The organism is Aliidiomarina iranensis, assembly GCF_003987135.1.
In the GTDB taxonomy this organism is placed as follows: Bacteria; Pseudomonadota; Gammaproteobacteria; order Enterobacterales; family Alteromonadaceae; genus Aliidiomarina; species Aliidiomarina iranensis.
The window spans coordinates 73,414-87,535 of record NZ_PIPJ01000005.1; the positions used below are offsets into that span (position 1 = coordinate 73,414).

The window sequence follows — 14,122 nt, forward strand, 5'->3', positions numbered from 1 at the left end:
GAGGTGAACGCCCGTATGCAGACTCGTCAGTCGCTACTTAAATTGCTTATTGCAAAAGGTAAGGAGCAAGGTTACTTAACCTTCGCTGAAGTTAACGACCACCTACCACAGGACATCGTTGATTCGGATCAGATCGAAGATATCATTCGAATGATCAACGATATGGGTATCAAGGTGTTCGAAACCGCCCCTGATGCTGATGATCTGATGATGAGCGAAGATGCCGCCGATGAAGATGCAGCTGAAGAAGCTGCGGCAGCGCTAGCTACTGTAGAAAGTGAAATTGGCCGTACCACCGATCCAGTTCGCATGTACATGCGTGAAATGGGTACTGTTGAGCTTCTTACGCGCGAGGGCGAGATTGTTATTGCCAAGCGTATCGAAGAAGGTATCAACCAAGTTCAATGTTCGGTGGCTGAATACCCTGAAGCGATCAATTTTCTATTGGAGCAATGGGATGCGTACGAAGCAGAGCAGATTCGTTTAACTGAAATCATTTCTGGCTTTATCGATCCGAACGAAGTGGAAGAAGCGCCGGTTAGCGCCACACACATTGGCTCTGAATTGAGCGATGATCAGCTTGAAGATGCTGATGACGACGATGATGACGAAGACGATGAAGAATCAAACGACACGGGTGTTGACCCGGAAGAAGCGCGGGAAAAATTCACCGAGTTGCGTGCGCAATACGAAGCCACGCGCGATGCCATAAAAACCTATGGCCGTGGCGATGATAAAACCACAGCAGAAATTGAGAAACTTAGTGAATTGTTTAAGCACTTCCGCTTAGTTCCAAAACAGTTTGATCGCCTTGTAAAAGATATGCGCGAGATGATGGACCGCGTGCGTGTGCAAGAGCGTTTGATCATGAAGCTATGCTTAGAGCAAGCGAAATTGCCGAAGCGCACTTTCGTGCAAGCATTCGCTGGCAACGAAACTTCAATGAGCTGGTTCGATGATGTTATTGCCAAAGAAAAGAAGTATGCCGAGGCGTTAGAAGAACACCGTGAAGAGGTAGCGCGGTGCTCCGGCAAGTTGCGTGCTATTGCTGAAGAAACGGGCTTATCCATAGCAAAAGTAAAAGATATCAACCGCCGTATGTCGATCGGTGAAGCAAAAGCTCGCCGAGCGAAGAAAGAAATGGTGGAAGCGAACTTGCGTTTGGTAATTTCAATTGCGAAAAAGTATACCAACCGTGGTTTGCAATTCTTGGATTTGATTCAAGAAGGTAATATCGGTTTGATGAAAGCGGTAGATAAATTCGAATATCGCCGTGGTTATAAATTCTCAACTTACGCTACTTGGTGGATTCGTCAGGCTATCACCCGCTCAATCGCCGACCAAGCCCGCACCATTCGTATTCCGGTGCACATGATTGAAACGATCAACAAATTGAATCGTATTTCGCGGCAAATGCTGCAAGAAATGGGCCGTGAACCGCAGCCAGAAGAATTGGCTGAACGTATGATGATGCCTGAAGATAAGATTCGCAAGGTATTGAAAATTGCCAAAGAGCCGATTTCCATGGAAACACCGATTGGTGATGATGAAGATTCGCATTTAGGTGATTTCATCGAAGATACCACGCTTGATCTTCCAGTTGATGCAGCAACATCAGAAAGTTTGATGAATGCCGTGCGCGAGGTTCTCGGTGGTTTAACGGCTCGTGAAGCTAAAGTTTTGCGGATGCGTTTCGGTATCGATATGAATACCGATCACACCCTTGAAGAAGTAGGCAAACAGTTTGATGTAACCCGTGAGCGGATTCGTCAAATCGAAGCCAAAGCATTACGTAAGTTGCGCCACCCAAGCCGCAGCGAGCAGCTGAAAAGCTTCTTGGACGATTAAATAAAGCGTATTTTAGATAGCTAAACGCCCGGTACGAAAGTAAAAAATCGCCGGGCGTTTTTGTTTCCGCTATTCAGCAAGTTGAAATATTTGCTCTACCGGAACCGCAAAGTGAGCAGCTAACTTTAGTGCAATCACAACCGAGGGCATAAACCGGGCTGTTTCAATGGTACTTATTGTTTTTCGGGAAACACCAATAGCATCTGCCAGCTCTTGTTGTGATAACCCAGCACCGCCGCGCAGCAAAGAGAGATTATTAGTAACGGTTTCTATTTCTGCTAAACGCATCAGCAATTCCCTCTATTCACTGTCGCTTTCACGCAGTTGCCACCAAATGCTTAGTAACAAACCAACTAGTTGGTGCGATATCGGCGGTAATCCGGTAAATCGCATGAACAAAAAAGTAAACGGCAGCAGCGCCAACTAAAGTGGCGTTAAAGCGTAATGATGTGATTTGGGAGTCTGGGTTCCAGTTAGTCATAGTTATACCTCATATTTGTTTGTATTCTGATACCTTAGGGTGTCAGTATGTAACCTTAAGGTTATCCAGTGCAACCCTAAGGTATCATGAAAATTATAAACAACTGATAAATATAAGATTGTTTTTTGAGCAACCGCAAAATAGTTGCAAGAAATAGCCCATTTCCGTATACTCCCACCGCTTTCTAAGCAACCTTCCAAAACGGCCCCTTAGCTCAGTGGTTAGAGCACCCGACTCATAATCGGTTGGTCCCCAGTTCAAATCTGGGAGGGGCCACCATTAAAAACAGAGCAGAAGAAAGAGCATCCGCCTCGCTCTTAATCGCCCGTACCAATCCCCAGTTCAAATCTGGGAGGGGCCACCATTAAAAAGTAAAGCAGAAGAAAGAGCATCCGCCTCGCTCTTAATCGCCCGTACCAATCCCCAGTTCAAATCTGGGAGGGGCCACCATTAAAAACAGAGCAGAAGAAAGAGCATCCGCCTCGCTCTTAATCGCCCGTACCAATCCCCAGTTCAAATCTGGGAGGGGCCACCATTAAAAACAGAGCAGAAGAAAAAGCACCCGCCTCGCATTTAATGCACGATAGGAACTATAATCAGGTATAGTGGTAAGTAACTATTGAGTTGCTGTTTCCGGAGCTCGCCTAAAAATACAGGGTTCATACTATGCAAAAGCCAGCGATCCCAGAAAATGAAGCCGAACGCCTTCATGCGTTAAGAACACTTAGTATCTTAGATACTGGCCATGAAGAACGGTTCGATCGAGTGACACGCATGGCCAAGCGGATGTTTGGCGTTGATATAGCGTTAGTAAGCCTAATTGATGCAAACCGGCAGTGGTTTAAATCAAAGCAAGGATTAGATACCAGCGAAACACCCCGCGATATTTCGTTTTGTGCTCATGCAATTAATCAAGATGGGTTATTTATCATTCCTAATACCGTTGAAGATGAACGTTTTTTTGATAATCCGTTAGTAACTTCTGGCCCAAAAATTAGATTTTATGCCGGTTATCCGTTGAAGCTGCGTCCTGGCCTTAAAATCGGAACTTTGTGCTTGATTGATTCTAGCCCACGAGAGCTTAGTGACGATGATAAGCAAATCCTTGCCGATCTGGGCGCCATGATTGAACAGGAAGTAAAATCCATTCAAATGGCAACGCTGGATGAGTTAACCTTAATATCCAATCGTCGAGGCTTTTTAAATCTTGCTAATTACGCCATTAGCATGTGTAAACGCCATGAGCTGCCGTTTACTTTCGTGTTGTTTGACCTGAACAAATTTAAACAAATCAACGATACCTATGGGCATCACGAAGGCGATTATGTATTAAAAACATTTGCGCGATTAATGCTCGAAACGTTTCGTGAATCTGATGTTGTTGGTAGGCTTGGTGGCGATGAGTTCACTTTAATGCTATCGAATGCTGGGGAAGAGCAAGTTACAACAATACTTGCCGATTTTGCTAAAGCCGTGGAGCTCGAAAATACATCGAATCAAAAGCCTTACACCATTCAATACAGTGCCGGTATCGCTAGTTTTGATGCAGAAAATGAGTTAGCAATTGAGGAAATGATAAAGCTCGCTGATGCCGCAATGTATGAACATAAGGCTCGCTAAAACCCTGCAAAAATAAATTAAGTCAGAAACGCAAACAGGCTGAAAAAAACAGCCCAACCTAATGCTGGGCCCTGAACACGCAGATAATGTTTTAGTTATTCCCCACCACATCGCTGATCGAGGTGGCATCGGAACTTGGTGTGTTAATAACGCAATTTCCGGTATCTTCGCAGTTCACGCCGCGAATACGGCTACCAATGGAACGGCTATCATAGCGGCCGGAAGCGGTTAAGCGGCGAACGATACCAGTTATTTGGCTGTTTAATCGAAAGCTTGAGCCGGTTACGGTGATGCGCTCGATATCTTGCGTGGCAGCGAAACGTTCGATTGCCTCACTACTGCCATTTTCCGCTTCTAAATCGGCGATTACTTCCCGTAACAACGGCCGCGCATCGTCGATACCGGCGGTTATCAGTTTTTGATAAAGATCACCTGCAGCTTCAAGATCTTGATTCACTCCAACACCGAGCTGGCGCATACGGCCGAGCAGCAGCATGGCGCTCACGAGATTTGCTTCGCTTGCTCTTTCAAGATAATTAATGGCGGTATCGAAATCTTCAGGTTTATCCGAAGCGAATAACTGTGTAGCTTTTTGATAAAGGGCTGGCGGATGATTTAGCGCTATGGCTTGTTCTAAATATTCATCGGCTTGTTCTGAACTTTGTTCCAAGATAAACCCATTGCGATGCCAGTCCGACATCATAAATGTAGCCATGGCACTACGATACCGCACACCGATACGAACATAACGCTCTGCTTCTTTATCACTTTGTTTTAAGCCATCGCCGCTAGCGTAAGCCATGGCAACAATCGCTGCGGCATCGCCACTGCCGTTACGCGCAAGGCGTATGAGGCGGCGCATTTCCGCTTCACATTCGGAAGTAGTACAAACTGCTTCGCTGGATTGGCTTGCCTTAGCAGCAACAGAGAGAGCAACGGGGGCATAGGCTTGGCTAGCAACCGGAAAACCTAATCCTGCCGTAAATAGCGCTATCGTAAAGCTCGTTGTTAATACGCTTGGTGTTAAATCCTTTAATGGCATTGCTACCTCCTATTTGTAAAAACGTATTTAATCAGTATCTAAATTGCTGAGAAACTTTGGTTGTTGAAAGCCGCCTAACTCGGTTTCCAGAAAACTTGCCAAGCTAAATAGCTGCGCTTCGCTCCAAGGCATACCAACAATACTCAAACCAAGCGGAAATGGGCCTTCAGTACCCGCAGGTAGGGTGATTGAAGGATAACCGGAAACCGCGGCTGCAGTGGATGTTCCAAAGCTGTAACCTGGGCCTTCAACAGGTGGAATAGGCCAAGCTGGGCCATACGATGGTATGACAATGGCAGCAGCGCCTAAATCAACTAAGTAACGATTTAAATGTTCTTCAGCTAGTTGCCGGCTGTTCGCCAGAGCCCGCTCGTAACTCGCACGATCGGCTTCTAAATCAACAGCAACCGCTTGTTCAAAGTATTCTTGACCGAAAAGTGCAAGTTCACTATCTGCATTGGCCGCATTGTAATCGATTACCGCCTGCATATCAGCAACGGGTGCTGCAAAATCAGCGAGCCAATTATTTAAATCGCGTTGAAATTCGTAAATCAGCACCTCAAATTCGTCTGCGTAAATCGCGCTGGGTAAATCCCATGCCATCACTTCGATAACGTTGATACCTTTGGCCCGCATTGCTTCTGCAGTGCGATTTGTCATTTCCTGCACCCCAGAAAAGCGTTCATCGTATGCGCGTACGAGCACAACGGTTTCGCCCGAAAATTCGCTTTCGGCCGCTTCTGCAAGTAAAGTGCCCATCCGTTCTCTCGCTTCTGGCGTTGCCATCGCATCAAGAAGAAGTGCTGCATCATGTACGTAGCGCGCCATTGGGCCCGCAATGTCTTGAGCCGCGGCGATTGGAATAATCCCGTGTCCTGAAACTGAACTCCGAGTTGGTTTAACGCCAACAATACCATTCACCGATGCCGGGCACATTATCGAACCATCGGTTTCGGTACCAACCGCCAGCAAACCAAAATCGGCTGCGATCGCGGCACCTGAGCCCGCACTTGAGCCGCAAGGGTTGTGGGTTAAAACGTGGGGGTTACGCGTTTGCCCACCTATTCCGGACCAGCCGCTAATCGAGTTTTCACCTCGAAAGTTAGCCCATTCTGATAAATTGGTTTTGCCTAAAATAACAGCACCAGCATTTCTCAGTTGCTGCACGTGGAGCGCATCTTCCGCTGTAATAAATCCTGTTAACACAGAGGCTCCCGCAGTAGTAGCCATTTCATCGGCGGTTGCGATATTCGCTTTTAATAATACGGGCATCCCATGTAGCGGGCTCCTTACAACACCTCTCTCCCGCTCACGATCAAGCGCAGCAGCGATACTCAAGGCATCAGGGTTCACTTCAATGACAGCTCGAAGGTTGTAACCTTGATAATTGTTGCGTTCAATTTCATTGAGGTAATGCTGCACTAAATCAACACTCGTTAGGCTACCGTTTTCGAACTGTTGCTGTACATTTTTAGCGCTCGCCCAAGCCGGATCGGCCTTTTCCTGTTGTTTAACTTCTTTGCTACACCCGCCGAGAAAAATGAGAAGAAAAACACAGGCCAAATAATTGCGCGAACTTTTAAGTTTGCTAGCTGGCTTCACGGGTTTGTACCTCTTTTTTCGAAAACTTGAGCTTATGTAACATGAGAATGCCAATAACCTATCATTTTGACCAGCAAAACATACAACTTAACGAACTTGTGTGGATGTTTAGTTAACCTTCCTGCTCGGCTCAGGTAAGCTAAGGAAATTGTTTACCAATAGATAAGTATGCCGAGGCCCTGAAACTCAAGGCCAAGAATTAAACTTACTTCTAACCAGTAGGAAAAATGCATGAATCGATTAATAACGAAGTTCGCGTTGAGTTCATCTGCTTTATTGCTGGCATTCAGCATCGCTGGGCCGGCGGCAAGCCAAGGGCAGGCAATTAGCTATAAAGATCAACCTAAATTGCATGATATTGCCACTGCACCCAGTGCTGAAAATTTGCGCAATGATGTGCAAACCTTAGTGGATTTTGGTACCCGCCACACACTTTCCGAAACTGAATCAGACACACAGGGCATTGGTGCTGCTCGGCGTTGGATATTCGAGGAGTTTGAACGTATTTCTGCGGCTTGTGGTGGTTGTTTAGAGGTATATTACAGCACCGGCGTGATTGCAGGCGAGGCTCGTATTCCAGATGCTACAGAAGTAGTGAGTGTGGTGGCAATTCAACGTGGTAAAACGGATCCCGAGCGCTATGTACTGATGGCGGGCGATATTGATTCACGGGCAACAGATGTTATGGATTCAACATCGGCAGCGCCCGGTGCGAACGATAATGCTTCTGGTGTAGCCGGCACCATGGAAGCTGCCCGAGTATTAAGCCAATATGAATTTCATGGCTCTATTGTTTATGCGGCGTTATCGGGTGAAGAACAAGGCCTGTTTGGTGGCCAAATTCTCGCCGAGCAAGCGCTAGAGGAAGGCTGGCGGCTACATGCTGTGTTGAATAACGATATGATTGGCAATATCGCCGGTATTAATGGTGTTATTGATAATACAACAGCACGCGTGTTCGCCGAGGGTACCCGGCAAAATGAAACCGCTGCGGATGCGCGGATGCGCCGTTTTACCGGCGGTGAAGTAGATTCCCCAAGCCGTAACTTGGGCCGCTACATTTCTTGGATGGCCGATCGTTATATTCCTAACCTGGATGTAATGGTTATTTATCGCCTCGATCGCTTTGGCCGCGGTGGCCACCATCGCCCGTTTAACGATGTAGGTTATCCTGGTGTGCGCATTATGGAAACGAACGAACATTATGATCGCCAGCATCAAGATTTACGCAATGAAAATGGCCGCCATTTTGGCGATACCATTGAGTATGTGGATTTTGATTATGCCGCTAAGCTTACTGCTCTTAACGCGGTAACTTTGGCGAGTATGGCGTGGGCGCCGGCGCCTCCAAGTGAGGTATCGATTCGCGGCGCAGTGCAACCTGATACAACGCTTAGTTGGGCGCCCGCAAGCGAGCAAGAGCAAGATATGATTGCGGGATATCGTATTTACTGGCGTTACACCGATGCACCAAACTGGCAGTTTAGCCGCGATGTGGGTAATGTTACTGAATTCACCCTCGAGAATGTGGTGATCGATAACTACTTCTTCGGTGTTTCCAGTGTGAGCAAAGACGGTTTCGAAAGCCCTGTAGTATTCCCAGGTGCAGCGGGAACTTTCGATTTGCGCTAATCATGTAAACGAGCCTGCCTTTTAGTGGGGTACTTTTAGGTTCATCAAAGGCAGGCTCTGAACGTTGCGAGGGAGCGGGTATTGTGAAATTAAAGTTCGGCCCAGCCACGCTAGTTGCAGCAGCGTTTATTGGCCCCGGCACAGTAGTAACTGCATCGTTAGTGGGCGCTAACTACGGCTATGCCTTGCTTTGGGCATTGTTATTCGCCATTGCCGCTACCATTGTGCTGCAAGAAATGGCAGCGCGCATTGGTGTGGTAACCCAGCAAGGTTTAGGTGAAAACCTGCGCCTTGCGGTGCAGCAGCCGCTGCTACGGCAACTATTTATTTTACTGGTTGTGGCGGCAGTGGTGGTTGGCAATAGTGCCTATCAGGGTGGGAATTTAACTGGCGCTAGCCTTGGAGCGCGTTCGCTTTGGGGCGATCTTACTTGGGTGACGTTTTTTCGAGAAGATGTTCGTATCAACCCTTGGGCAGTAATATTGGGTGGCCTGGCTGCCATTATCCTTTGGCAAGGGCAATATAAGCGCATTGAAAAAATTCTAATTGCGCTTGTAGTGCTCATGAGTGTTGCGTTTTTAATTACCTTTGCACTCAGTAAGCCTGATTTTCGTGCGATTTTAACCGGTTTGTTTTTACCCTCGGTGCCCGCTGGCGCGCTGTTAACCACTATGGCCTTAGTGGGTACTACGGTAGTGCCTTATGCTCTGTTCTTGCATGCGGCGAGCGCACGCGAGCGGTGGTTTTCAGGGGAAAATAAAGCGAGCGATGAGAGCACCACCGCGGCGTTAACAGAAGCCAAAGCGGATATTTATACCTCGATACCTTTAGGCGGCCTGGTTACTTTGGCCATTATTTCTACCGCGGCTTCGGCTTATTTTGGTAGTAACGAAGAAATCACTGGCGCTGCTGATTTAGCGGTTTCACTGCAACCGGTGTTTGGCGACCTTGCAACGTATTTAACCGCTTTTGGCTTGCTAGCGGCGGGGCTATCTTCGGCGATTACCGCGCCTTTAGCTTCAGCGTATGCACTAACCGGCGTGTTGGGTTGGTCAACCAACATGCGCGGTTGGCGCTTCCGGGCAACTTGGTTTTGCATCATCATTATAGGTGTGCTGGTTTCTTCATTAGGCATTCAGCCGTTCGCGTTAATTGTTTTTGCGCAGGTAGCAAATGGCATTTTATTGCCTCTTATTACTTATTTCCTGCTTTTGGTTGTGAATCAAAAGCGCATGGGAAAATTTGCTAACACGGCGCGCCAAAACATTGTTGCAGGTCTAGTATTTATGATTGCGCTAGCTCTCGGGTTAAGGAGTATTTGGTTAGCGCTAACCTGAGAAATGAGGATATAGAAGGTGCGCCGGTTGTTAACTAACTCGCCTTCATTGCAAGAGCCAAACAGGCTAGTGTGAGCGTTAAAAAATAACTCTTGCGATGGCAAATAGGTTAGAGAGTTTGTTTATCCCCATCAGTTAGCTCCGGAACAATGTTATTGGTTACATAATGCAGCCAATCATCGCTTAAACCGCTAAAGAGTTTATTGATCTCAGATAGGTATTGTTCAGAAACCTCATTAATCAGGCTTTTATTGGCCGCCAGTTGCTCAACGCGAACCCAATGATTCCAAACTTTGAACAACCCCCAGTTAGGCCGATGAATCTCAGAGCCCGGCAATCGATAATGAAAGGTAGGCCGAGATTTAATGAGCTTATCATTAACCGTATTCAGAACACGCTCTTCATCAATATGGCGAAATAGCGGCAGCATATCGAGCGCTCGGTTGCGTGTTGGGTTGTGTTTCAAATAATCATCAATTAGCTGCTCACGATCCGGCCAGTAATCGTTCTTTAGAACTAACTCCAAATAAGCTTTCGGGAAGGGATCGATATAGTTACTGATACGCCGAGAAATATCCGGAGAAATCTCTTTTAAAAGCCAATCATAAAGACAGAGAAAGCTTTTGATATGGGCGTTAATGGTATCGGCTTCCAAATTAGGTAACTCAGGGTTAAGCTGCATACCAAAAGCGTAAGCAATGCTATCGGAGGAACCTTTAGCTCCCGCTTTTCGCAAGGCTTCGATCAGGCCTTCTACTTCATTTAGCCTACTTAGCGGTAGCGGTGGGCTTACAATTTCAATCGGCACAACACTCTCAGCTAGCCAAGCTAAACCTTTTTCAGCGTTATCGCGCCAATCGTTGTATTCTGCTTCGCGGCCGATTTTTTTTAAGTAATCGTAATCAAATTCGATACCCCAATCGCCGGCACTATCACCACTAATTACATGCTCATAGCGGCCTTTCGAGCTTTGCTGGCATTCCTTGCAATGTTGTTCTAGATATTGCAACAGAACATTGGTGGCCTCTTGCAAGTTTAAGCCACTGAACTCGATTTCAACACCAACGCGGCGTTCCGTATCCCCGCTCGTATGCACACTAGGTGGCTGTATCAAGGCGTGTTTGCTATCCATTATGCTACTCCCTCTAGTTGAGCTTGCGTCTAATCGTTCCTCGGTGGGTTTATTTCCGTAATGCGCCGATAAACCCAAGCAGGCTTGCCGTCACTTAGGGTATATAAGTAACGCTCGTACTTAACACCCACCCGCTCATAGCGATCTAAACGCCGTAATTGCTTAGCGTTCACGTAAAAAACGCGGCCATGTGTTATCGCGCCCTCTTTTGGCAGTAAATCTAAACGATAACGTTCGTAGCCTTCGAGCTGCCCTGGTTTGGTGGGCACATAGCCAAAGATAACGAGTGTACGCACTACGGGGTTAGTGAGTGTACCAAAGGCAAACACACGGTGTTCAGCTTCTTGATCTATATTTAGCGTGGTTTCGGAAAATGTAAAGCTATAGGGGTTCAACCAAATCCACCAGAAACTCACCACGGCAAGAATAGCTAGAAAAATAATTCCATACATAAAGCGCATAGTACACCTGTAACAAGCGAAAAGTTATATTTTTGTGTATCATGCTAGCACCTTGAACACAAACACACAGAGAATATTGCCATGGCTTTTAAAACAAATTTAAAAATAACAGCCGCCGCGATTACCGGCTTATTTGTGCTTGGTGCTTGCTCACCAGCACCGGAAACGAATACTGTGCCTGAATATCAGCCTACCGCAAGCGCTGGAAATCGTTTAGATATTTATGAACCCGTGCGTTTAGATGTGGATTTATCCCATCTTTCGGATAATGAAAAAGAATTAATTTCGCTGTTAATCGATGCAGCAGAAATTATGGATGATTTGTTCTGGCAGCAAGCTTACGCGGGCGATAAAAATGAATTATTGAGCCGCATTAATGATCCACGTGTGCGCGATTTTGTTGATGTGAACTATGGGCCCTGGGATCGATTGAGTAATATGCAGCCGATTTTACAAGGCGTGGAACCTAAGCCTCTTGGTGCGAATTATTATCCTGCCGACATGACTCGGGATGAGTTCGATGCCGCCGATCTCCCCGGCAAGGATGATTTATATACCTTGGTTCGCCGCAATGAAGCGGGCGAGTTGATCACCATTCCTTATTCTGAAGCTTACCAAGCAGAGCTGAGCCAAGCGGCGGCGATTTTACGCGCTGCGGCTACCGTCGCTGACGATGAAACCATGGCGCGATACTTGGAAATGCGCGCGGATGCCTTTCTTTCCAATGAATACCAAGCATCTGATTACGTTTGGATGGATATTACCGAAAGTAATGTTGATGTGATTATTGGCCCGATTGAAACCTACGAAGATCGCTTATTCGGCTATAAAGCAGGATTCGAGGCGTACGTGTTGGTGAAGGACACTGAGTGGAGTGAGCGCTTAGAGATTTACGCCCAGTACTTACCCAGTTTACAACAAGGTTTACCCGTGGCTGAAGAATATAAAGCTGAAGCACCTGGCACCGATGCGCAACTAAACGCTTACGATATCGTTTATTATGCTGGCCACTCGAACGCTGGAAGTAAAACCATTGCAGTGAATTTACCCAATGATGAAGAGGTTCAATTAGCTAAAGGAACGCGCCGCTCGCAGCTGAAAAATGCAATGCAGGCTAAGTTCGATAAAATTCTAGTGCCTATCGCTGATTTATTGATTGTGCCGGAGCAGCGCCAACACATTACCTTTGATGCGTTCTTTGCTAACACAATGTTTCACGAAGTGGCCCATGGTTTAGGGATCAAGAACTTGGTAGATGGTGAAGGTACTGTGCGTGCGGCGTTAAGAGAGTATGCATCGCCGCTTGAAGAGGGCAAAGCCGATATACTTGGCCTATACATGGTAACTCAGCTCTTAGAAGAGGGCGTTCTCACTGAAGGCCAATTAGAAGATTATTATGTTACGTTTTTAGCAGGAATATTTCGCTCAGTTCGCTTCGGTGCTTCGAGTGCTCATGGCCAAGCTAACATGATTCGCTTTAACTATTTTGCCGAGCAGGGTGCATTTATTCGTAATGAACAAGGCGAGTATGCGGTTGATATGGAAAACATGCGCGCAGCGATGAATTCATTATCAGAGCTTATTTTGCGTTTGCAAGGTGATGGTGATTATACCGGAGTGGCGCAGCTTTTTGCTGAGCTTGGTGGTGTAGGCGCTGGCTTGCAAGGTGATTTAGATCGTATTGATAGCGCTAATATTCCTGTGGATATTGTGTTTGAACAGGGTAAATCAGTGCTTGGATTGTAGTACGCAGGATTACAAAACTACGTAAAGTTGTAGAATTACCTAAATAGTGGTTAAAAAAACAAAAAAGCTCGAGAAATCGTTAAGTAAAACACAACGGTTTTCCTCGAGCTTTTTTATTTTTCTATTTAACTCAGTTAAATCATTAGGTTGCATAATTTGGCATGGGGTTTGCTTAATCTGTAGTTAAGGAACAACACTCAAGTAAATTCGAGTTATTTGTTCCAAAGATATTATTTCATAATGAGCGTTATTCACTAGGAATGACACCAACGCAGATTAGGTATTCACGAGGAAAACCACAATGCTTACAAGTATTCTTGTTGCCGCAACTATGATCGCCCCAATTGCCGATGATTCGTCAACCCAAGTGCCTTCGCGCCAGGTTACGATTGTAAACTCACAGGATGTGCAGAGCTGCCAGCTCCGCTTCGATCGAGATATTCATGCATCTTATGAAACGCTCACTGTAAAAGAGGGCGAGCGTGAGCTGTTTCGGATTCTGAAAAACGGTGATTTGTATATTAATGGCGCCGAGGTTGGTGTTAATGCTGAAGAGCGCGGCATGCTAATTCATTATAAAAATGGGTTAACAGCACAATCGGAGTTCGTTGTTGAGGTTATGGCAGAAGCGCTAGAGATGACTTCCTACGCGCTTAGCACAACGTTCACAGAGATGTTCGGTGAGCGCCATAAAATAGTGCGCCGCATCGAAGCACTCAACGAAACCCTAGCTGAAGAGTTTTCATCGGTGGCGTATCAAACGAACGACACCTATGTTGTGCAGGGTAGCCAGCTAGATCTGTTTGGCGATCGGTTAGAAGGTACGCTTGGAACAGAAATTGAAGCTATCGTTGAAGATTCCATGGGCAGCATGATTTGGATGGTAACAAAGGCTATGTTTTCTGGCTCGGGCAGCTTCGAGGAACGCATGGAGCAATTCGGTGAACGCATGGAAAAAATGGGTGAAAACTTAGAAACCACCATGCACGGCTGGGGCGAAGAAATGGAAATTCGTGGTGAGGCGATGTGTACTGATTTAGAAAAATTACGAGAAATGGAAGGCCGTATCGTTGAGCGTATTCCGAGCTTTTCTGAATACCGGCTTTTGATGTAAGTAAAGCCCTTGGCGTATTGCGTTGGCGGCCAATGATTGCAAAGCTTGGCTCAACCGCAGCTAATTCATAACTTGTGATATCGCAAATAAAAAAGCTCACCATGGGT

At 46.4% G+C, this 14,122-nt stretch carries 12 protein-coding genes and 1 tRNA gene; 7 read left to right on the forward strand and 6 right to left on the reverse strand.

The features are described from left to right. The first annotated feature begins 15 nt into the window (after nt 1-15). Nucleotides 16-1,848, forward strand: a complete 1,833-nt coding sequence (gene rpoD / locus CWE08_RS08030; protein WP_126767379.1) for an RNA polymerase sigma factor RpoD — start codon at nt 16-18, stop codon at nt 1,846-1,848. A 69-nt stretch (nt 1,849-1,917) separates the two neighbouring features. Here rpoD and CWE08_RS08035 read toward each other — a convergent pair whose 3' ends face one another. Continuing rightward, nucleotides 1,918-2,136, reverse strand: coding sequence for a helix-turn-helix transcriptional regulator (locus CWE08_RS08035; RefSeq protein WP_126767380.1), 219 nt, complete (start codon nt 2,134-2,136; stop codon nt 1,918-1,920). A 28-nt stretch (nt 2,137-2,164) separates the two neighbouring features. After that, nucleotides 2,165-2,329 carry a hypothetical protein gene (locus CWE08_RS12160; protein ID WP_157981241.1) on the reverse strand — a complete coding sequence of 55 codons (165 nt, stop codon included), beginning with the start codon at nt 2,327-2,329 and terminating at the stop codon, nt 2,165-2,167. A gap of 203 nt (nt 2,330-2,532) precedes the next feature. On the opposite strand from CWE08_RS12160, the gene CWE08_RS08040 reads away from it, so the two are divergent. Beyond that, nucleotides 2,533-2,608, forward strand: a tRNA-Ile gene (locus tag CWE08_RS08040). Nucleotides 2,609-2,995: 387 nt separating this feature from the next. Next, on the forward strand, nt 2,996-3,949 hold the full coding sequence (locus CWE08_RS08045; protein ID WP_126767382.1) for a sensor domain-containing diguanylate cyclase: 954 nt from the start codon (nt 2,996-2,998) through the stop codon (nt 3,947-3,949). Between the two features lie 91 nt (nt 3,950-4,040). On the opposite strand, the gene CWE08_RS08050 is transcribed toward CWE08_RS08045, so the two are convergent. Continuing rightward, nucleotides 4,041-4,991, reverse strand: coding sequence for a tetratricopeptide repeat protein (locus tag CWE08_RS08050; protein WP_198677123.1), 951 nt, complete (start codon nt 4,989-4,991; stop codon nt 4,041-4,043). Nucleotides 4,992-5,018: 27 nt separating this feature from the next. Then, complete coding sequence (locus CWE08_RS08055; RefSeq protein ID WP_241973862.1) at nt 5,019-6,593, reverse strand: amidase family protein; 1,575 nt, start codon at nt 6,591-6,593, stop codon at nt 5,019-5,021. 231 nt (nt 6,594-6,824) lie between these two features. Here CWE08_RS08055 and CWE08_RS08060 point away from each other — a divergent pair, with 231 nt between their 5' ends. After that, on the forward strand, nt 6,825-8,225 hold the full coding sequence (locus tag CWE08_RS08060; RefSeq protein WP_198677125.1) for a M28 family metallopeptidase: 1,401 nt from the start codon (nt 6,825-6,827) through the stop codon (nt 8,223-8,225). Nucleotides 8,226-8,308: 83 nt separating this feature from the next. Beyond that, nucleotides 8,309-9,562: an Nramp family divalent metal transporter gene (locus CWE08_RS08065; RefSeq protein ID WP_198677127.1), complete on the forward strand. Its 1,254-nt coding sequence runs from the start codon at nt 8,309-8,311 to the stop codon at nt 9,560-9,562. A gap of 109 nt (nt 9,563-9,671) precedes the next feature. Here CWE08_RS08065 and CWE08_RS08070 read toward each other — a convergent pair whose 3' ends face one another. Then, entirely contained in the window at nt 9,672-10,694 is a 1,023-nt protein-coding gene (locus CWE08_RS08070; RefSeq protein ID WP_126767385.1) for an amidoligase family protein, read from the reverse strand. 29 nt (nt 10,695-10,723) lie between these two features. Next, on the reverse strand, nt 10,724-11,155 hold the full coding sequence (locus tag CWE08_RS08075) for a gamma-glutamylcyclotransferase family protein (protein ID WP_126767386.1): 432 nt from the start codon (nt 11,153-11,155) through the stop codon (nt 10,724-10,726). A gap of 81 nt (nt 11,156-11,236) precedes the next feature. On the opposite strand from CWE08_RS08075, the gene CWE08_RS08080 reads away from it, so the two are divergent. Next, entirely contained in the window at nt 11,237-12,901 is a 1,665-nt protein-coding gene (locus CWE08_RS08080) for a dipeptidyl-peptidase 3 family protein (protein WP_126767388.1), read from the forward strand. A gap of 301 nt (nt 12,902-13,202) precedes the next feature. Next, entirely contained in the window at nt 13,203-14,015 is an 813-nt protein-coding gene (locus CWE08_RS08085) for a DUF2884 family protein (RefSeq protein WP_126767389.1), read from the forward strand. Nucleotides 14,016-14,122 lie beyond the last annotated feature (107 nt).